This window comes from Flintibacter sp. (assembly GCF_046973065.1).
Map to the genome: position 1 here is coordinate 17,805 of NZ_JBKVXZ010000021.1, position 20,000 is coordinate 37,804.

Genomic DNA, 20,000 nt, shown 5'->3' on the forward strand with positions numbered 1-20,000 from the left:
CGTTTCAGCCCTCCTGTTGCTTGGCGCGGGCCCAAAGCTCCTCCAGCTGGGCCAGCTCCATCTGGTCCAGGCTCTCTCCCTGGGCCAGCCGCTCCACAGCGCGAAAGCGGCGGATAAACTTTTCGCAGGCCTGAGTCAGCGCCTGCTCGCTGTCCACGTGGAGAAAGCGTCCCGCCTTCACCGCGGCAAACAGCAGGTCGCCCAGCTCCTCCTGGGGGTCTCCGTCGCCCTGAGCGGCGCGGCGCAGCTCCCCCACCTCCTCGTCCAGCTTGTCCAGGGCGGGAGCCAGGTCCGGCCAGTCAAAACCCGCTTTGCGGGCCTTGTCCTGCAATTTTTCTGCCCGGATCAGGGCGGGCAGAGAGCGCGCCACCGCATCCAGCGTGTCGCCGGCGGTGCGCTGGTGCTTCTCCTGGCGTTTCTGGGCGTCCCAGGTCTCCAGAGCCTGGTCGCTGTCCTCCGCCTGCACGGTGCCAAACACGTGGGGGTGGCGGAAGACCATCTTCTTGGCCACGCCGTCCACCACATCCTGGAAGGTAAACAGACCTTCCTCCTTGGCCATCTGGGCGTGGAACACCACCTGGAGCAACACGTCCCCGAGCTCCTCTTTCAGGTGCTCCGGGTTCTTTTTGTCAATGGCCTCTGCGGCCTCGTAGGCCTCCTCCAGCATGTTGCGCCGGATGCTCTCGTGGGTCTGCTCCCGGTCCCAGGGGCACCCCCCCGGGTGCGCGCAGCAGAGCCACGATCCGCTCCAGATCCTCCATGCCATAGGAGTCCATGCACTCAAAATTTACCACAACTTCGCTTCCTTCGCAAGGTATTTTTTACGCATCTGTTAAGAAAGATGCAGAATCCGGGCAATTTTCTCTCCCTTTGGCATGAGCGCCAGGTCCTCCTTGGTGATGGCCCGCAGCACGATCACCAGCACGCCGTAGATGACCACCGCCACCAAAATGGCGGCCAGCGTGGACACGGCGTTGCCCATTCTGCCTGCGGCAAGCAGCTTGGCCAGCAGACCGTGGACCGCCCAGGCTCCCAGGCCCATCACCGCGGCGGCGGCGGCGGGCTTGGCAAACAGGGGGATATACTTGGGACAGCCGTGAATGACCCGGGCCATGACAATGAGGTCCAGAATGAGACACAGGGCAAAGCAGAAGATGTTGCCCAGGGGCGCGCCGTAGATGCCCACCTGGGGCAGCACCACTACATTGTAGTTGAGCACGATCTTGATGACGCCTCCGGCCAGCATGATAATGACCGGCAGATTCACAAAGCCGTAGGCCTGCAAAATGGAGTTGCATACCAGCATCATACACACGAACACCGTGGCCAGGCCCAGGGTGGACAGCAGAGGACCGGCCAGCTCCGCGGTGAGGCTGGGGAAAATCAAAGCCATGATGGGCTTGCCCAGTACGTACAGGCCCACACCCATGGGGAAGGCCAGCAGGGCAGAGATGCGCAGGGCGGAACCTGCCACCCGGCTGGCGCCCTTCCGGTCCCGGCGGGCCAGGGTACCGGAGACCGCGGGGATGACCGCAGCGGTAATGGCCGCCATGAGGGAGGTGGGCAGGTTATAGATGTTCAGGGCTCCGTTGTAGTTGCCGTAGAGGGTGCGGCTGGCCGCCTCCAGGGCGTCGTGGAGAGCCCCGGCGGTCTTACTTCCATCCGCCAGCTGGTCAGACAGCAGGGACATGGAGACGGCCGTTCCCTCCGGCAGGGTGGCCTGCCAGGCCTTCAGGGCGCTCTCCAGCGTATCAAAGTCCATAAAGTCCTTGTACAGGGCCCAGCAGTCGGTATTTTCCAGCAGGGCCCGCTGGAGCTGGCCCTGGACCAGAGAGGAGTCGATGACAGTGACGATACCCACCATGGAGGAGCTGATGGTAATGGGCACGGCGATCATCAGCAGATTGCGGATGATGGTGGCGTTGGAGTCGGGGGTGTCCTTGGCCAGGCCCTCCCGGCTGCGGCCCATGAGATAGTTGAGCAGCATGTAGGCCAGGGCCACGATGGTACCCACCGTCACGCCGGTGATGGCGCCGGCGGCGGCGTGGCTCTGGTCGGCTCCTGCCTTTACCAGCCAGTAGGCCAGTCCCAGGCCTACCACCAGCTTACACAGGGCCTCGATGATCTGGGAGACGGCGGTGGGCGTCATGTTCCCGTGACCCTGGGCATAGCCCCGGAAGGCGGACAGACAACCCACGCAGATAACCGCCGGAGCCAGGGCGCGGATGCCGGGGGCGGCCTGGTCGTCGTTCATCAGGGCGGCCAGCTGTGCCGAGCCAAAGGACATGATGAGGAAGGACAGCACACCCAGGGTAAGAAACAGGGCCAGGGACAGCCGGAACACCCGGCGCACCTGGTTTTGCCGTCCGGTGGCGTTCGCCTCGCTGACCAGCTTGGACACGGCCACGGGCAGGCCCGCGGTGGAGATGGTGAGCAGCACGGCGTAGATGTTGTAGGCGTTGCCGAAGTCGGCGCTGCCCTGCTCCCCGATGATGTTGATCAGCGGGATCTTGTAGAACATGCCGATGAGTTTGACCACCATGATACCCACGGCCAGGATGGCGGCTCCGCCGAAGAAGGTGTTTTGTTTTTCCGGCCGGGCCACCCGGCGGGGTGCATGACTGTGTTGGGCCATTCGTTAGGTCCTCCTTGTATTTTGGAGAGTCAGGCGGCGCTGCCGCCCGGATGATCTCAGGCTTGGGGGAAATTTTTCGGCAGGGCGTAGTGCTCCACCTCATAGCGGATGCGCTCCAGGTCCAGGGTGAAGAACTCCCCCTTCTCATATATGACCTGTCCCCGGGCCATATTCATCTCCACATTGGAGCCACGGGCGGCGTAGACCAGATTTTCCTCCACGTCGTGGCAGGGCATCAGGTTGGGGGCGCTGAAGTCCACCAAAATGAGGTCGGCCATCTTCCCCGGTGCAATAACGCCGGTGTCCCGGCCCAGAGCCTCGGCTCCGTTGACGGTGGCCATGGCAAGCGCCTCGTGGGCGGTGACCGCCATGGGGTCATACTGGACTCCCTTGTGGAGGATGGCGGCCAGCTTGATCTCCTCAAACAGGTCGGTATTGTTGTTGGAGGACACGCCGTCGGTGCCCAGGGTCACGTTGACCCCAGCCTTCAGCAGCTGGGGCACCCGGGCCACACCGGAGCCCAGCTTCAGGTTGGACACCGGGTTGTGGACAGCGGTAATATGCTTTTGGGCCATAAGGGCCATGTCCTCGTCGGTGACCCATACGCAGTGGGCGGCGGTGCCGCCCCGCTCCCACACGCCGTACTGGTCCAGCAGAGCGATGGGGGTCTTTCCGTATTTCTCCAGGCAGCTCTCATGCTCCAGTTTGGTTTCAGAGATGTGCACCTGCATGCCCAAATTGTGCTGGGCGGCGTAGTCGGCCATCCACTGCCAAAGGGGCGGGTTGGAGGTATACTCCGCGTGGATGGAGGCATCCACCAGAATCTGTCCGTCTCCGGCCCCGTGCCACTGCTCAGTCAGCTCCTGCTGGTTGCGGCAGTCGTTACACTTTTCGGGGGAAAAATCTTCGGGCGCGCCGAAGTACACTCCGCCGCAGGACAGGTTGGCAGAGATGCCCGCCTTCATGATTTCCTGGGCGATGGTGCCGGTGTGCATATACATATCCGCAATACAGGTGGTGCCGCCGGCGATCATCTCAGCCAGGCCCAGAGCTGCTCCGGCGGCCACGGCCCGGTCGTCCAGTTTGGCCTCGGCGGGGAAAATGAAGTCATTGAGCCAGTGCTGCAAATCGTGACCCCCGCCGTAACCCCGCATCAGGGTCATAGGCACATGGGTGTGGCAGTTTACAAGGCCGGGCATGAGCACCTTGCCCTTGCCCTCCACCACCCGGTCAAAGGTTCCCTCCGGGCGCACCGTCCCCACGGAGACGATTTTTGTTCCCTCCACCGCCACAAAGGCGTTCTCCAGCACCGGCTGGGCGGGGTCCATGGTCACAGCGGTGACGTTGGCAAATAAAACAGACATCTGTGGTTTACTCCTTACAAATCAAGAACTCCGTCACATCTCCCGCAGGCAGGCCCGCACCAGGGCGGAGAAATCCTCCCGGGCGTGCTCCCCGGCGATGAGGACCTCCTCCTCGCTGAGGGGCTGGTCCAGAATACCGGCGGCCATGTTGCTAAGCAGGGTAAAGCCCAGCACCTCCATGCCGCAGTGGCCTGCCACAATGACCTCGGGGGCGGTGGACATGCCCACCGCGTCGCCGCCCAGGATCCGGGCGGCCCGGATCTCCGCCGGGGTCTCGTACTGGGGACCGTAGCAGTAGAAGTAGACGCCCTCCCGCAGGGTGAGGCCCAGCTTCTGGGCGCAGTCCCGGGCCACCTGGCGCAGGCGGGGGGTATACAGCTTGGAGGCGTCGGGGAAGCGCACCCCGAACTCGGGCAGGTTCTCGCCCCGCAGGGGAGACTCGGAGAACATTTTAATGTGGTCGGTAATGAGCATCAGCTCTCCGGCCTTCCAGTCGGTATTCACACAGCCGGCGGCGTTGGTGACCACCAGGGTGTCGCACCCCAGCAGGCGCAGCACCCGCACCGCGTAGGTGACCTCCTCATAGGAGTAGCCCTCGTAGTGGTGCATCCGGCCCTGCATCACCGCCACCTTCTGGCCCTCCAGGGTGCCGAACACCAGACGGCCCTTGTGGCCCGGTGCGGTGGAGGCCTTGAAATTGGGGATGTCTTTGTAATCCACGGCGATGGGGTTTTCCACCTGATCACCCAGATAACCCAAGCCGGAACCCAAAATCATAGCCACCTTAGGGACAAAACTGCCCAGGCGGGCGCGTAAAAAGTCCGCGCTCGCCCGGTAATGCTCTATGGTATAGGACATGGCAGCCTCCTTACAGGCTTCCGCCGCACCGGCGGCAGAACTGGTCGTCCTTGCCGCACACCGCGCCGCAGTTGGGGCAGGTGCGGGACTGGCGCAGGGCAGCGATGCGCTCTCTGAGCTCGGCGATCTTTCCGGAGAGCTCGTCGGCCTGGGTGAGCAGGCCTGCGATCTTCTCCTCGTCCTGGCTCTCCCCCTTGTGGGTCTGATACATCACTTCGCCCAGCTGGCGCAGCACGTCGTTATACTCTCCGCTCAGGTCAAACAGCTGCACATTCAGCTTGGCCACGTCCACCATCTGGCCGGCACGCTTGCCCGCCACCCGTGCGGTGCCTGCCGCGGCGTCGGCTGCATCGGCCGCCGTGCTCCGGATTCGGTCCAGCAGTTCCTTCACCTTGTCGTCCATATCCACGTGCTCCTTTCCGTGTCACAACCCCTGGTATTTTTTTGTTTGTTTCATTAGTTTTCACTATTTTACACCATTGGATAGGAAAAATCAACGGAAAAGGCCTGTCTTCCCACTCTATCTGCCGATTGCCCCGGGGTGGAATTTATGATATACTTCTTTTGACAATTTCATGCGCCTGGGGCCCGCCCTGCAAGCCGGCTCTGGGAAGATTGCATGAAGATGCACACGGGGGCAGATCGCCCGGGGAGGTGACTGTCCCTGTTTGCCTGGCAGGGACGTCCGGGAGCTTAAGGAGGGACGCGCGTGAATCTGGAGCTGTCACTGAAACAAACCTTGAAATTGACCCCGCAGATGCTCCAGTCCATGGAGGTGCTGCAGATGAGCACCCAGGAACTGGCGGACTACATTCAGGACCTGGTCCAGATGAACCCCGCCGCCGAGCTCACCGAGCCCGCCGCCCAGAGCGACGAGAGCGAGGAGATGTGGCGGCGCCTGCAGTCCCTGGCCGATGCCGATCACCAAAACCGCCAATATCTCTCTCCCGACCGGGAGGAGCTGGACCCCTTGGCCCGGGTAGGCACCGACGGCGGCCTGAGCGAGACCCTGGTGCTCCACCTCACCCGCCAGCTGGAGCGCAGCCACACCTCCACCCTGGTGCTGCGGGCCGCCCAGTTTCTATGTGCCTGCCTGGATGAGAACGGCTATCTCCGGGATGAGCTGGAGGACCTGTCCCAGGCCTCCCGCCTGCCCTTGAGCGCCCTGGAGCAGGGCCTTCATCTGATCCAGAGCCTGGACCCCGCTGGGGTGGGCGCCCGGGATCTGTCCCAGTGCCTGGCCCTGCAGCTGCAGCGCCGGGGCGAGACCGGCCCCGCTCTGGAAATTGTTCTCCACCACCTGGAGCGGCTGGGCCGCAAACAGTACCACGCCATTGCCCAGGAGATGGGCATTTCCCAGAAGGAGGTCCTGCGGGCTCAGAGTCTCATCCAGGAGCTGGACCCACGCCCCGGCGCCGCCTTTGCCAGCCGGGACGAGACCTCCTATCTGGTCCCCGACCTGGTGGTCATCCAGGACGAGCAGGGTCTCACCGTGGCCTATCAGGACTCCTACCTCCCCGGCCTTCATCTCAGCGGCTACTACTGTAAGCTGCAAAAGCAGAGCGCCGACCCGGAGGTCAAGCAGTACCTCACCGACAAAATTAAACAGGCCCAGTGGGCCATTCAGGCGGTGGAGCAGCGCCGCTCCACCCTATTATCCTGCGCCCAGGTCATTGTGCGCCGGCAGGAGAGTTTCTTCCGCCCCGGGGGACACCTGTCCCCTCTGCGCCTGGCCGATGTGGCCCAGGAGCTGTCCATCCACGAGTCCACCGTCAGCCGGGCCATCCGGGAGAAATACCTGCAGTGCAGCCGGGGCGTGTACCCGCTGAGCTTTTTCTTCTCCCGGGAGGGAGGCACCGAGGGCACCTCGGTACACCAGATCAAGGAGCGGCTGCGGCAGCTGGTAGACCAGGAGAACAAGAAGCACCCCCTCTCCGACCAGAAGCTGTGTGAACAGCTGGAGGCGGAGGGCTGCGCCATCTCCCGGCGCACCGTGGCCAAATACCGGGACGAGCTGGGCATCCCCAGCGCCTCGGGGAGAAAAGAGATCCACTAAGGAGTTTATATGAAACACTATCGCGCCATCTGTTTTGACTTTGACTATACCCTGGGCGACTCCACCGACTCCATCGTGGGCGGTTTCCAGTACGCCTTTGAACGCATGGGCCTGCCCATTCCCGACCGTGACACGGTGCGGGGCACGGTGGGCTATCTGCTGGAGGACGCCTATGAGATGCTCACCGGAGACAGCGACAAGGAGCACCGCGCCCAGTTCCGCGCCTACTTTCTGGAGGTGGCCCGTCCCCGCCAGGTGGAGGAGACCACCCTGTTTCCCGGCACGGCGGAGCTGCTGCAAGGCCTTCACAGCTGGGGCGTACGCCTTGGCATCGTAAGCACCAAGACGGGCGAGACCATCTCCCGCATTATGGAGCGCTTTGGCCTGCGGGACACCCTGGAGCTCATTCTGGGCAGCTACGACGTCACCCACCACAAGCCCCACCCGGAGGGCATTTTGAAGGCTCTGGACCAGATGGGTGTGGCTCCGGAGGAGTTGCTCTACTGCGGAGACACCATTCTGGACGCCCAGGCCGCCCAGGGAGCGGGGGTGGACTTTGCCGCCGTTCTCAACGGCACCACCCAGGCCCCGGCCTTTGCCCCCTACCCCTGTGTCCATATCGCTCCCGACCTCACCGAGCTGGCCCAGTGGCTGGAGGGCAGAGCGTGAAGTACTATTTTGCCCCCATGGAGGGAGTCACCGGGGCGGAGTTCCGCCGCGCCCACCACCAGGTGTTCGGCGGCGTGGACGCCTACTACATGCCCTTCCTCTCCCCCACCCAGGACCACGTGTTCACACCCCGGGAGCTGCGGGGGATTTTGCCGGAAAACAACCCTGGTTTTCGCGCCGTACCCCAGCTGCTCACCCGGAATGTGGAAGATTTCCTCTGGGCCGCGGGAGAGCTGGCGGCCATGGGCTATGACGAGGTGAACCTGAACCTGGGCTGCCCCTCGGGCACCGTCACCGCCAAGGGCAAGGGCGCGGGACTTCTCCAGCGCCGGGACACCCTGGAGGAGTTGTTAGAAGGTATCTTCGCCAAAACTCCGGTCAAGCTATCCATAAAAACCAGGCTGGGCTGGGAGGACCCCGTGGAGTTCGGCCCCCTGCTGGAGCTCTTCTCCCGCTACCCTGTCTCCCTGCTCATCATTCACCCCCGGGTGCGCCAGGACTTCTACCGCGAGAAGGTCCGCCTGGACGCCTTTGCCCAGGCGCTGGAGGTCTACCCCGGGCCGGTTTGCTTCAACGGCGGTCTGGTCACGCCCGAAGATTGCAAGGCATTTCACGCCCGCTTTCCCCAGGTGGAGCACGTGATGATCGGACAGGGTCTGCTGGCCGACCCTGCCCTGACCCGGAAGGCCAAGGGCGGAAGCGCCGCCACGGTGGACGAGCTGCGTACCTTCCACGACCTGCTCTACCGCACCTATCTCTCCCTCTTCTCGGGAGAGCGGAGCACCGTGTTTCACATGAAGGAGCTGTGGAGCTACCTCTCCCGCCTGTTTGAGGACAGCGCCCGCCCCCTGAAGAAAATCCGCAAGGCTGACCGCTCCGCCCCCTACGAAGCGGCAGTGGAGGAGATGTTCGCCCGGCCTCTGCGCCGGGACGCCCTGTGGGAGGAAACTTCTAACATAGATTTTTCTTGAATCGCCCGTTTGGAATATGCTATACTCTAAAATGTAGAATTTTGTGCGCCGCGGTCTGGCAGTCAGGCCCCAATTGGGCGCGGAAAGGTTGTGAAGCCCCATGAAAAGTCGAAGTCGCCACCGGGACACCGTACATGCGCTGTCACGAACGGCGGAGGACGCGGGGCCGCATCCTCTTGATCCGCCGCTCCGGGGCCGGCATGCGGAATAGCCGCACCGTCCCCTGACCAATTCGTAACAGCCGCAGGAGTGATCCTGTGGCTGTTTTCCGTCCCGGATACTCCGTGACTTCAGAGGGGGAAACCATATGCACGAGAATTATGATCTGGACCAGCTGCTGGAGCTGGTCCGCACCAAGCAGTTCCGCCGCCTGCGGGAGCTGCTGGACGATATGAATGAGGTGGACATCGCCGAATTTCTGGACGAGCTGGGTCCGGAGGAGACCATTCTGGTCTTCCGTCTGCTGCCCAAGGAGGTCGCCGCCGAGGTGTTCACCGAGCTGGAAGACTCCGACGATCAGGAGCGGCTCATCAACGCCCTGAGCGATAAGGAGCTGCGGGAGGTGCTGGACGAGCTGTACCTGGACGATACCGTGGACCTCATCGAGGACATGCCCGCCAACGTGGTCAGCCGTATCCTGCGCAACACCGACGCCACCACCCGCACCCAAATTAACCAGCTGCTTAACTATCCCAAGGATTCCGCCGGCTCCATCATGACCACCGAGTACGTCTACCTCCACCCCAACGCCACCGTGGAGGAGTCCTTTGCCCGCATCCGCAAGGTCGGCATGGACAAGGAGACGGTATACACCTGTTACGTCACCCAGCGCCGGGTGCTGCTGGGCGTGGTCACGGTGCGCCGGATGCTCCTGTCCTCCTACGACACCCGCATCGGCGACATCATGGAGACCAACGTCCTCTCGGTAAACACCCATGAGGACAAGGAGGACGTGGCCCAGCTGCTGAACAAGTACGACCTGTACGCTCTGCCCGTGGTGGACGGCGAGGACCGGCTGGTGGGCATCATCACCTTCGACGACGCCATGGACGTTATCGAGGAGGAGACCACCGAGGACTTCGAAAAGATGGCCGCTATCCTCCCCTCCGACAAGCCCTATTTAAAGACCGGCGTGCTGGAGACCTGGAAGGCCCGCATCCCGTGGCTGCTGCTGCTGATGCTCTCGGCCACCTTCACCGGCATCATCATCACCAGCTTTGAAAGCGCCCTGGCCGCCTGCGTGGTGCTCACCTCCTTCATTCCCATGCTCTCAGGTACCGGCGGCAACTCCGGCTCCCAGTCATCGGTGGCCGTGATACGTGCCTTATCACTGGACGAAATCGACTTTTCCGACATGGTTCTGGTGGTATGGAAGGAGATCCGGGTGGCGGTGCTGTGCGGCGTGTGTCTGGCCTGCGCCAACTTTGTGAAAATGATGATCGTGGACCGCTGGCTCATGCACAACCCGGAGGTCACTCCTCTGGTGGCTCTGGTGGTATGCCTCACCCTGGTATTCACCGTCATCTGCGCCAAGGTGGTGGGCTGTACCCTCCCCATGTGCGCGGAGAAGATCGGCATCGACCCGGCTGTTATGGCCTCCCCCTTCATCACCACCATCGTGGACGCCCTGTCCCTGCTCATCTACTTCTTTATCGCTACCCGCCTTTTGGGGATTTAAAGAAAGGAATATTTTATGGCCGAAGTCAAGCGGGGATTTTATCCCCTGGCTCTTTTCAAGCAAGGAAAACTTATTATTTTTGGCGTGCTGCTGGCCATTATCTGCTTCGCCGTGGGCTTTTTCAGCGGCGGGCGGCAGGAGAAAGCACCGGTTCTCTCCTCCATCACCGTGGAGAACCAGCTCCAGCAGATCAGCCAGCTGGCCACGGTGCGCTACTCCTACACCAACATGGGGCAGTTTGAAAACAGCAACGAATTTTACGGCATCAAGCTTCCCTTTACCACCAAGAGCTTCATCGTGGCCTATGACGGCACGATCATTGCCGGTGTGGATCTGACCCAGGCCAAGGTGTCCGTCACCGACCAGAAGGTGACCATCTCTCTGCCTGCGCCCCAGATCCTCTCCCACGAGGTGGACCCCAACAGTCTGGAGGTCTTTGACGAGACCACCAGCATCTTCAACCCCATCACCATTGAGGACTACACCGGCTTCCAGGCCGACCAGCAGGGCGTCATGGAGGAAAAGGCCATCCAGAGCGGTCTGCTCACCCAGGCCAAGAACCAGGCCGAGACCGCCATCGGCGGACTCATCACCCCTCTGCTCCAGGAGGGGCAGGCCCTGGAGATCGCCGTGGCCGATCCCGAGTGACCCTCTCTGAGCTGGAAAAAATGACCCGCCCCGCGCCCTCTGAGAAAGAGCGGCGGAAGGGGCGGGTCTTTCTTATTTTCCAACCCTTTCTGCGGTTGTGTGTTCCGTGCAAAAAAGATGGATAGACATAAAAAATTCATGGTAAATTTATTTTTCAAACGGGGGCAACTATGCTATAATGTCCATAATACCACCATTCTGCCGTCATTTCCGGATTCTGGGCCGAAATGCGGTGAAAATAGAGAACTGATTGGGAGGGCTTCCGGATGAAAAACAAGATTACCGTCGCCATCGCGGGCCAGGAGTACACGATGGTAGCCGAGGAAGACGAAAACTACGTACACCGCTGTGCCACCCTGGTGGACAGCCAGGTGCGGGATGTGATGGATGGTGCCCGTCTGGGCCGCTCCGATGCGGCAGTGCTGGCCGCTATGAACATCGCCGACCAGTTCTTCCGGGAGCAGGAGGCCAGCGAAAATCTCCGCCGCCAGATCAAAGACGGTCTGGATGAGAACGCCCGGCTGAAGATGGAGCTCTCCGAGGCCAAGCGGGAGATCTTCAAACTGCAGAACGCTCACAAATCCTAATTGCCCCGCGCCTCCTGTCCAAGGGCGGGAGGCGCTTACCATGAAATCGGAAGAGGGTTATCCATGCTGGAATTGCTGTCGCCCGCCGGCTCTATGGAGTCGGTGACTGCCGCGGTCCAGAACGGCGCAAACGCCGTCTATCTGGGCTACGGCGACTTTAACGCCCGCCGCAACGCGAAGAACTTTACCCGGGAGGAAGTTGCGGCGGCGGTTTCTTATTGTCATACCCGGGGAACCAAAGTGCATCTCACCTTAAACACCCTGCTCACCGACCGGGAACTGCCCGCCGCCGCCCAGGTGGCCGGGGAGATCAACGAAATGGGAGTGGACGCCGTCATCGTCCAGGACCTGGGCGTGGCCCGGATGCTCCACCAGGTGGCTCCTCAGCTCGCCCTGCACGCCTCCACCCAGATGACGGTGCACAGTCTGGATGGCGTGAAGGAGTGCGCCAAGCTGGGCTTTACCCGGGCGGTCCTCTCCCGGGAACTGAGCCGGGATCAGATCCGCTACATCTGCCAGAACTCTCCCATTGAGATCGAGACCTTTGCCCACGGCGCCCTGTGCATGTGCTATTCGGGACAGTGCTACCTGTCCTCCGTCATCGGCGGCCGCAGCGGCAACCGCGGCCTGTGCGCTCAGCCCTGCCGCCTCAAATACGGCTGGGGCAACCGGGCCAACGAGTACCCCCTGTCCCTCAAGGACATGTCTCTGGCCGACTATCTCCAGGAGCTGGAGGAGATGGGGTATGCTGTCTCAAGATCGAGGGACGTATGAAGCGTCCGGAGTACGTGGCCATCGTCACCGGCATCTATGCCCGGGCCATCAGGGAGGGCCGCTCTCCCACCCCCGAGGAGCTGGAGCAGCTGGAGGCCGCCTTCTCCCGCCAGGGCTTTACCCAGGGGTACTATCTGGACAAGAAGGGCCCCGATATGTTCGGCGTGCGCCAGGAGAGCGAGCCTCCCCGGGAGCTGTACGCCCAGGCTCGCACTACCTATGAAAGCGGAGAGAACCGCAAGGAGCTCATCCGCATGTACGCCATGATCCGCACCGGCGAACCTGCCCAGGTAGCCGCCCAGGATTTGCTGGGCAACGTGGCCCGGGTGGAGGGAGCCGTCCCTGAGGCGGCCGTCAACGTACCTCTTACCGCTGAGAAGGTGGAGGGACAGCTCAAGCGCACCGGCGGCACTCCCTACGAGTGTGAGAAGGTCACCGCCTATGTGGATGAGGGGCTCAGCCTGCCCCTGTCCGCCCTCAATGCTCTGCGCCGCCAGGCCCTGGAGGAGCTCAGCCGCCAGCGTGGTCTGCCTCCCCAGCGGGAGAAAGGGGAATTCCACCCCGGCGTGCGCTATGAAAATCCCAAGGGCGCGCCTCAGATCACCCTGTCGGTGCGCAGCGCCCAGCAGATCACCCCTGCCCTGCTGGCTCTGCAGCCCGCCCGCATCTACCTTCCCAGCGACGAGGGAGCCGCCTGCCCTGACGCCATCCGCGCCTGCCAGGAGGCCGGCGTGGAGGTGGCCGTCCTGCTGCCCCGCATCTGCTGGGACCGGGAAAAGAACAAGCTGGAGCAGGAACTGAAGGTATTCCAGGATCTGGGCGTCACCCAGGCTCTGGCCGGTACTCTGGACGGGGTGCAGCGGGCACTGGATCTGGGCTTCACCGTGAACAGCGACTTCGGCATCGGCGTCTACAACAGCCAGACCCTCAAGGAGCTCAAGCGTCTGGGGGTGTCGGCGGCCACCGCCTCCTTTGAGCTGAAACTGCCCCAGATCCGGGACCTGTCTAAGGCCATCCCTCTGGAGGCCATTGTCTACGGACGGCTGCCCCTGATGATCATGGAAAACTGCATCATCCACAACCACACCGGACAGCATAGCTGTACCGGGGTCAATCAGCTCACCGACCGCCGGGGCGAGAAGTTCCCTGTGGTCAAGGCCTGGGGCTGCCGGAACGAAATTTTGAACGGCAAGACCTTGTTTTTGGCCGACAAGGCCGCCGACTATCAGCGGCTGGGCCTGTGGGCGGTGCGGCTGATGTTTACCACCGAGAAGCCGGAGCAGTGCGTCCAGGTGCTGGAGCGCTACCGCGGCCAGGGTCGCTATAAGCCCTTCGACTTTACCCGTGGCCTCTACTACCGCGACGTGGAGTGACCCACTTTTCTTGAAAGAAAAGTGGGCAAAAGAACTTTAGCGGAAAACTTCGTTTTCCTTCTACGCTCTTTGGGAAGGATTCCTTGTGCTGCAAGGCTTCCCTTCTAACCTATCTTTTATCGCTATTCTTGTAATTTCAATTTGATATATAACTATGAGGAGTACCCTATGAACCTGAAAGTCAAAGCCCTCTCCCCCAAAATCGGCAAGGAGATCCCCGCCCCCTTCTACGCCAGCGCCGGCGCTGCCGCCATGGACCTGCACGCCTGCGTGGACGAGCCCATCACCATCCCCGCCGGCGGCCGGGCCGTCATCCCCACCGGCATCGCCATCGCCCTGCCCTCGGCCCAGTATGTGGCCCTGGTCTTTGCCCGCAGCGGCCTGGGCATCAAGCACGGCGTGGCTCCCGCTAACTGCGTGGGTGTCATCGACAGCGATTACAGAGGTGAAATCATGGTGGGTCTTCAAAACTCTGGGGAATCGGATTATACCATCCAGCCCGCTGACCGCATCGCCCAGCTGATGATCACCCCCGTGGTTCAGGCCCAGGTGGAGCTGGTGGACGAGCTGGACGACACCGACCGGGGCGCCGGCGGCTTCGGCTCCACCGGGCGGTAAGAAAGAGGCGCAGGTATGGCCATCATTCTCGCTTCCCAGTCTCCCCGGCGGCGGCAGCTGCTGGAGCAGATGGGTTTTACTGATTTTCTGATTCGGCCCGCCCAGGGCGAAGAGCTTGCCGACCCCAATCTGGACCCCGGCGGGCTGGTGGAGGCTCTCTCCCGTCAAAAGGCGCTGGAGATCTCTGCCTCGGCCGATCCGGAGGATCTGATCATTGCCGCCGACACGGTGGTGGCGGTGGACGGCCAGGTGCTGGGCAAACCCCACAGCATCCAACAGGCCCACGAGATGCTCTCCGCCCTCTCCGGCCGGGAGCACACCGTCTACACCGGCGTAACCGTGTGCCGGGGCGGACAGATCCTCACCCAGCACGAGGCCACTGCGGTGCGTTTTCGTCCCCTCACCGCCCAGGAGATCGACGCCTACATCGCCACCGGCGAGCCCATGGACAAGGCGGGCTCCTACGGCATCCAGGGCCGGGGTGCTCTGCTGGTGGAGGGCATCTCCGGAGACTATTTTAATGTAGTTGGCCTGCCGGTGTGCCGGCTGGGCCGCATGCTGACCCAGTTTGGGGTGGATCCCCTGACGGGAATGTAAGGAAAGGAGGAGCGTCGTGAAGGACTTTTTTCGCCACAACGGCGTTTGGCTTCTGGTCATCGCCCTGCTGCTGAGCATCCTCATCGGCCTGACCTCCGCCTTTATGGGGGGCAACGCCGATCCCCTGTCCAACCTGGTCAATACCGTCACCGCTCCCGTCCGCAGCGGCATTGCCGCTGCCGCGGACTGGGCGGAGGGCGTCTATTCCTACGTGTTCCACTACGGCGAGATCCAGCAGCAGATGGAGGAGCTGGAGCAGGAGAACGCGGAACTGCGCAAAAAGATCCGCCAGGGCGAAGCTGCCTCTCAGGAAAACGAGCAGCTTCGGGAGCTCTTGAATCTCCATGCCAAGCGGGAGGACTTTGTCTTTGAGTCGGCCAAGGTGACAGCCCGCTCCACCGACAACTGGCGCTCCACTCTCACCCTCAGCAAAGGCAGCAACGCCGGCGTGGAGAAGGGGGACTGCGTCATCACCGAGACCGGCCTTCTGGTGGGCGTGGTCAGCAGTGTGGGCACCAACTACTCCATCGTCAACACGCTGATCGATACCGGCACCGAAATGGGCGGCATCATCACCCGCACCAACTCCGCCGGCGTGCTGGAGGGCGATTTGGCCCTCATGCAGGAGGGCAAACTCCGCCTGAGCTACCTGCCCGACGAGGCCCAGCTGGTGGCCGGTGACGAGGTGCTCACCTCAGGCAACGGGGATGTGTACCCCGCCGGTCTTGTGGTAGGCCAGGTAGAGAGCGTCTTCACTGACGCCTCCGGCCTTACCCGCTACGCCATCGTCACCCCCGAGGTAAAGCTGGACCAGCTGGTGGAGGTCTTTATCATCAAGGAATTTGACATCGTGGAGTGATAGAGACCCCGCGCTGTTGGAAAGGAGGTCCCCATGACCCGTCGGGACCAGATACACAAATGGTTCGTCTATGCGCTGGCTCTGGTGCCGGTGTGGCTGCTGGACGAATTTGTCCTCAACCGCGTTCCCCTCTTCGGCGTGGTCCCCATGCTGCTGCCTTTGACGGTGGTGGCGGTGGCCGTGCTGGAGGGTTCGGTGGCCGGAGCGGGCTTCGGCATGGCAGTTGGCCTGCTGTGGGAGCTGGCCTATCCCGGCGGCTCCGGCATTCTGGTCTTTGGCATGACTTTGGCCGGAATGCTCACCGGCTCCATCGCCCAGTACGCCCTGAGCCAGTCCTTTGTCAGCTGCCTGCTGTGCTCCGCGGGGGTGCTGGCCATGATTGACGGTGCCCGCATCGTCCGCTACCTCTTTGTCCAGGCGGAGACCCTGGACGTGCTGCTCCAGGTGGTTGCCTCCGAGATCGCTGTCTCTTTGTGCTTTACTCCCTTCATCTATCTTTTGTTCCGCATGGTGTTTCGCCGGGTGGGCGGCACCAAACTGGCTTAGACCCTCTTGTGAGAGGAGGTTTCCATGGATCACAAGCAATTTTCCCGCCGGGTGGTGGGCGTGGTGGTCATGCTGGCCCTATTGCTTACCTTCCTGTGCTCCAACCTGTACACCATCCAATATACCAACGGGGCGGAATATGCCGAGCAGTCGGTATCCCAGGTTTCGGAAACGGAGACCGTAGCCGCCAGCCGGGGCAACATTCTCGACCGCAACGGCAAAGTGCTGGTTTCCAACCAGGTCAGCTACAACGTCACCTTGGATCTGAACCTGTTGGGTAACGAGGAAAAGAATCGGTGCGACACCATTCTAGCCCTCACCCAGACCGCCACAGAGCAGGGTGTGACCTGGACAGACACCCTCCCCATTACCACCCAGCCTCCCTTTGTATACACCACGGAAGATCCCTTCTATACCACTTCCGTCAACGAGGAGGGCGAGACAGAGTACAATCTCACCTCCCTGGGCAAGCTGGCCGTCAACCAGAAGTGGATCGAAGATCCCTCAAAGCAGAACGCCTCGGACAGCAGCACCGAGGAGAAAACCGGTCTGATGGACAAGATCAAAGCCTTCTTCGGCATGGGCGGCAGTCAGGAGGAAACCGAGGAGGAAGAGCCCTACCGCCTGCCCACAGCGGAGGAACTGCTGGGCAAAATGTGCAAGAGCTTTGACATTGCCGGCAACGGCAAGGTGGACGAAAAGCAAGCCAAGGCCAACGGGGAGACCGTGCCCACCCTGAATATCGGGGACATGGACCCCACCGACGCCCGCACCATCGCCGGTATTCTCTATGAACTGTACTACCGCGCCCGCATCAACAGCTGGCCTCCCTACACCTTCGCCACCGATGTGAGCATCGACTTCATCACCCGGGTGAAGGAGTTGAATCTGCCCGGTGTAGAGATCGAGACCACCAGTGTGCGCAAGTATAACACCGAGTACGCCGCCCATCTGCTGGGCTACACCGGCGCCATTACCAGCGAAACGTGGCCCACCTACAAGGAAAAGGGCGGGTACACTATGAACGACTACGTGGGCATCACCGGTGCGGAGTCCGCCTTCGAGTCCTATCTCAAGGGCACCTCAGGTACCCGTGCCATCAAGCGCAATGAGAGCGGTAAGATCATCTCCTCCCAGTGGCTCACCGACGCGGAAACCGGAGAAAGCCTTGCCCCGCAGCCCGGCCAAAACGTCTTCCTCACCATTGACATTGACCTGCAGCAGCAGGTGGAAGAGATTCTGGCCAGCGGCGTAGCCGGCCTGCAAAGTAAAGAGACGGAGGGTGCGGCCTGCGTAGTACTGGACGTAAACTCCGGCGATGTGCTGGCCTCCGCCTCTTACCCCACCTATTCTCTGACTACCTTCTCCCAGGACTACAACAGCCTGGCGGAAGATCCCCTTAAGCCGCTGCTGAACCGTGCTCTCCAGGGCCTGTATCCCCCCGGCTCCACCTTTAAGATGATTACTGCCATTGCGGCACTGGAGTCAGGGATCGTGGAACCTGACACCCAGATCGATGATAAGGGTGTCTATACGTTCTACTCCAGTCCTCAGCCTCAGTGCTGGTACTACCGGCAGTATAGACGCACCCACGGCTTGCAAAATGTAAGCCAGGCTATTATGAACTCCTGCAACTATTACTTCTATGAAGTAGGCCGTCTGGTAGGCATCGATCTGTTGGATCAGTATGCCACCATGTTTGGTCTGGGACAGAAGACCGGCATCGAACTCACTGAGCAAGCCGGCGTGGTGGCCAGTCCGGAATTTACCGAATCTCTGGGCGGCACCTGGCATGAGGGCAACATCCTCTCCGTGGCAATCGGTCAGGAGAGCACCCAGGTCACCCCCATCCAGTTGGCTAACTATATTGCCACCCTGGTCAACGGCGGTACCCGCTACTCCACTCACCTGCTGAAAACGGTGAAGTCCAACGACTTCTCCCAGGTCACCTACAACTATGAGCCCAAGGTGCTCAGCCAAGTGGAGATGGAGGAGGAAAACCGAGAGGCCGTTATGGAGGGCATGCTTATGCTTACCACGGAAGGTTCCGTATCCTCCGCTTTTAAGGACGTCCCCGTCTCGGTAGGTGCCAAGACCGGTTCCGCTCAGGTCAGCTCTCAGACCAACTCCAACGCCGTTTTTGTGTGCTTTGCCCCCTACGACGATCCCCAGATCGCCGTGGCCATCGCGGTAGAGCACGGCGGCAGCGGCTCGGAGCTGGGCAAGATCGCTGCCCAGATCGTCACCGCCTACTTCTCCGTCCAGGGGGAGCAGGGCACCATTACTCAGGAAAATACCCTGGTACCCTGAGTTTTTCCCGTTCACAACCGCCCGGCGGTTTTGAAATATGATGTGTTTGCCCCTCCCTGTATGCGGGGCAGAAAGGAGACACAAGAAAATGTCTGAATGTACGCACGACTGTTCTTCCTGCAGCGCCGACTGCGGCTCTCGGGACCTGCGGGCTCCCGCCAATTCCCGTTCCAGCATCAAGCGGGTCATTGCCGTAGTCAGCGGCAAGGGCGGCGTCGGTAAAAGCACCGTCACCGCTTCCCTGGCGGTGGCTATGGCCCAGCGCGGCCACAAGGTCGCCGTTCTGGACGCCGACATCACCGGTCCCTCCATCCCCACCGCCTTCGGTATCCACGAGCGGGCTACCGGAGATGATACCGCTCTCTTCCCCGCCGTTACCCCCAGCGGCATCAAGGTCATGTCCCTGAACCTGCTCACCGCCAACGAGACTGACCCCGTCATCTGGCGCGGTCCTGTCATCGCCGGCGTGGTCACCCAGTTCTGGAGCGACGTGGTGTGGGGCGACGTGGACTATATGTTTGTGGACATGCCTCCGGGAACCGGCGACGTGCCCCTGACCGTGTTCCAGTCTCTGCCCGTGGACGGCGTGATCGTGGTCACTTCTCCCCAGGATCTGGTGTCTATGATCGTCACCAAGGCGGTACACATGGCTCAGATGATGTCGGTGCCTCTGCTGGGTCTCATTGAGAACTACAGCTACTTCCAGTGCCCCGACTGCGGCGCCAAGCACACCATCTTTGGTGAGAGCCACCTGGAGCAGGAAGCTATGAAGCTGGGTCTGCCCCTGCTGGCCAAGCTGCCCATCGACCCCAAGGTGGCTGCTGCCTTCGACGCAGGCAAGATCGAGTCTCTGGAGACCAACTACCTGGCCGAAGTGGCTGCCAAGCTGGACGTATAACAACATTGCACCGGGCAAACCCTGCCCGGTGCATAAAAAAACACCGTGGATCACTCCACGGTGTTTTTTTATGGATATTTGCTCAGAACTCCACCTTGCCGGTGATGTCGCCGTTGACCACGTAGTAGACAGCGGCCTCCTCGGGCTTGGCGTACAGGTCCAGGGTCTTGATCTCCGCCTCGACCTGAGCCTTAACGGCCTCCACCATAGCCTGCTGAGTCATCTCCTTGCCCATGTACTGCACGGTCAGGGTAACAACGGGAGCAGCGGGGGCGGCAGCCTTCTTAGCGGGAGCCTTGCGGGCAGCGGGCTTCTTGGCGGGAGCCTTCTCGGCCTTGGGAGCCTCAGCCTTCACAGCCTCGGTCTTGGGGGCGGTCTCAGCCTTGGCGGCCTTGGTGCCCTTATTGAGAATCGCCATGTTTCTTACACTCCTTACTCAGACGACCAGGGCCGTCTCAGATTACAATTACTATTTTATCAGGATTTGGAAGGAACGAAAGAGCAAAAACGACGATTCTTTTCCATATTCCAGAAAGTTCTTACTGCTATTTGTACATTT

General features: G+C 61.5%; 19 protein-coding genes and 1 pseudogene. 14 read left to right on the forward strand and 6 right to left on the reverse strand.

Going from position 1 to position 20,000, the window contains the following annotated elements; all coding sequences use genetic code 11:
• Positions 1–4: 4 nt before the first annotated feature.
• The 5 genes from mazG to ACLTXB_RS09180 all read right to left on the reverse strand — a co-directional run bounded on the left by mazG (position 5) and on the right by ACLTXB_RS09180 (position 5,260).
• The gene (gene mazG / locus ACLTXB_RS09160; RefSeq protein ID WP_428226747.1) at positions 5–766 is read right to left on the reverse strand and encodes a nucleoside triphosphate pyrophosphohydrolase; all 762 of its coding nucleotides are present in this window, start codon (positions 764–766) and stop codon (positions 5–7) included.
• A gap of 66 nt (positions 767–832) precedes the next feature.
• Complete coding sequence (locus ACLTXB_RS09165; protein WP_428226748.1) at positions 833–2,635, reverse strand: putative polysaccharide biosynthesis protein; 1,803 nt, start codon at positions 2,633–2,635, stop codon at positions 833–835.
• A gap of 56 nt (positions 2,636–2,691) precedes the next feature.
• Positions 2,692–3,999: an amidohydrolase family protein gene (locus ACLTXB_RS09170; protein WP_428226749.1), complete on the reverse strand. Its 1,308-nt coding sequence runs from the start codon at positions 3,997–3,999 to the stop codon at positions 2,692–2,694.
• Positions 4,000–4,032: 33 nt separating this feature from the next.
• Positions 4,033–4,857 carry a purine-nucleoside phosphorylase gene (locus ACLTXB_RS09175; RefSeq protein WP_110441921.1) on the reverse strand — a complete coding sequence of 275 codons (825 nt, stop codon included), beginning with the start codon at positions 4,855–4,857 and terminating at the stop codon, positions 4,033–4,035.
• 10 nt (positions 4,858–4,867) lie between these two features.
• The gene (locus tag ACLTXB_RS09180) at positions 4,868–5,260 is read right to left on the reverse strand and encodes a zinc ribbon domain-containing protein (RefSeq protein WP_008981279.1); all 393 of its coding nucleotides are present in this window, start codon (positions 5,258–5,260) and stop codon (positions 4,868–4,870) included.
• Positions 5,261–5,566: 306 nt separating this feature from the next.
• Between ACLTXB_RS09180 and rpoN the strand changes: the two genes are divergently transcribed.
• From rpoN to ACLTXB_RS09250, 14 genes and pseudogenes are all read left to right on the forward strand, one after another.
• Positions 5,567–6,913 (forward strand): RNA polymerase factor sigma-54, encoded by a 1,347-nt coding sequence (gene rpoN / locus ACLTXB_RS09185; protein WP_428226750.1) that lies wholly within the window; start codon positions 5,567–5,569, stop codon positions 6,911–6,913.
• Positions 6,914–6,922: 9 nt separating this feature from the next.
• Positions 6,923–7,582 carry an HAD family hydrolase gene (locus tag ACLTXB_RS09190; RefSeq protein ID WP_428226751.1) on the forward strand — a complete coding sequence of 220 codons (660 nt, stop codon included), beginning with the start codon at positions 6,923–6,925 and terminating at the stop codon, positions 7,580–7,582.
• A complete protein-coding gene (locus ACLTXB_RS09195) occupies positions 7,579–8,553 on the forward strand; it encodes a tRNA dihydrouridine synthase (protein WP_428226752.1) in 975 nt (324 codons plus the stop codon). Before ACLTXB_RS09190 ends, ACLTXB_RS09195 begins: the two co-directional genes overlap by 4 nt.
• Positions 8,554–8,860: 307 nt before the next feature.
• Positions 8,861–10,231 (forward strand): magnesium transporter, encoded by a 1,371-nt coding sequence (gene mgtE, locus ACLTXB_RS09200; RefSeq protein WP_110441918.1) that lies wholly within the window; start codon positions 8,861–8,863, stop codon positions 10,229–10,231.
• A 15-nt stretch (positions 10,232–10,246) separates the two neighbouring features.
• Positions 10,247–10,879: a DUF4230 domain-containing protein gene (locus ACLTXB_RS09205; RefSeq protein WP_428226753.1), complete on the forward strand. Its 633-nt coding sequence runs from the start codon at positions 10,247–10,249 to the stop codon at positions 10,877–10,879.
• 266 nt (positions 10,880–11,145) lie between these two features.
• Entirely contained in the window at positions 11,146–11,466 is a 321-nt protein-coding gene (locus ACLTXB_RS09210) for a cell division protein ZapA (protein ID WP_008981272.1), read from the forward strand.
• Positions 11,467–11,784: 318 nt separating this feature from the next.
• A pseudogene (locus ACLTXB_RS09215) lies at positions 11,785–12,326 on the forward strand (peptidase U32 family protein); the annotation flags it as partial.
• 69 nt (positions 12,327–12,395) lie between these two features.
• Entirely contained in the window at positions 12,396–13,613 is a 1,218-nt protein-coding gene (locus ACLTXB_RS09220; protein WP_428226770.1) for a DUF3656 domain-containing U32 family peptidase, read from the forward strand.
• A 168-nt stretch (positions 13,614–13,781) separates the two neighbouring features.
• A complete protein-coding gene (dut, locus tag ACLTXB_RS09225; protein WP_428226754.1) occupies positions 13,782–14,231 on the forward strand; it encodes a dUTP diphosphatase in 450 nt (149 codons plus the stop codon).
• Between the two features lie 15 nt (positions 14,232–14,246).
• Positions 14,247–14,828, forward strand: a complete 582-nt coding sequence (locus ACLTXB_RS09230; protein WP_374736578.1) for a Maf family protein — start codon at positions 14,247–14,249, stop codon at positions 14,826–14,828.
• 16 nt (positions 14,829–14,844) lie between these two features.
• Positions 14,845–15,687: a rod shape-determining protein MreC gene (gene mreC, locus ACLTXB_RS09235; protein ID WP_428226755.1), complete on the forward strand. Its 843-nt coding sequence runs from the start codon at positions 14,845–14,847 to the stop codon at positions 15,685–15,687.
• 33 nt (positions 15,688–15,720) lie between these two features.
• Complete coding sequence (gene mreD, locus ACLTXB_RS09240; RefSeq protein ID WP_428226756.1) at positions 15,721–16,233, forward strand: rod shape-determining protein MreD; 513 nt, start codon at positions 15,721–15,723, stop codon at positions 16,231–16,233.
• Between the two features lie 24 nt (positions 16,234–16,257).
• The gene (locus ACLTXB_RS09245) at positions 16,258–18,543 is read left to right on the forward strand and encodes a penicillin-binding transpeptidase domain-containing protein (protein ID WP_428226757.1); all 2,286 of its coding nucleotides are present in this window, start codon (positions 16,258–16,260) and stop codon (positions 18,541–18,543) included.
• A gap of 88 nt (positions 18,544–18,631) precedes the next feature.
• Positions 18,632–19,441: an Mrp/NBP35 family ATP-binding protein gene (locus ACLTXB_RS09250; protein ID WP_110441913.1), complete on the forward strand. Its 810-nt coding sequence runs from the start codon at positions 18,632–18,634 to the stop codon at positions 19,439–19,441.
• An 82-nt stretch (positions 19,442–19,523) separates the two neighbouring features.
• Here ACLTXB_RS09250 and ACLTXB_RS09255 read toward each other — a convergent pair whose 3' ends face one another.
• Positions 19,524–19,859 (reverse strand): DUF6465 family protein, encoded by a 336-nt coding sequence (locus tag ACLTXB_RS09255; protein WP_008981263.1) that lies wholly within the window; start codon positions 19,857–19,859, stop codon positions 19,524–19,526.
• Positions 19,860–20,000 lie beyond the last annotated feature (141 nt).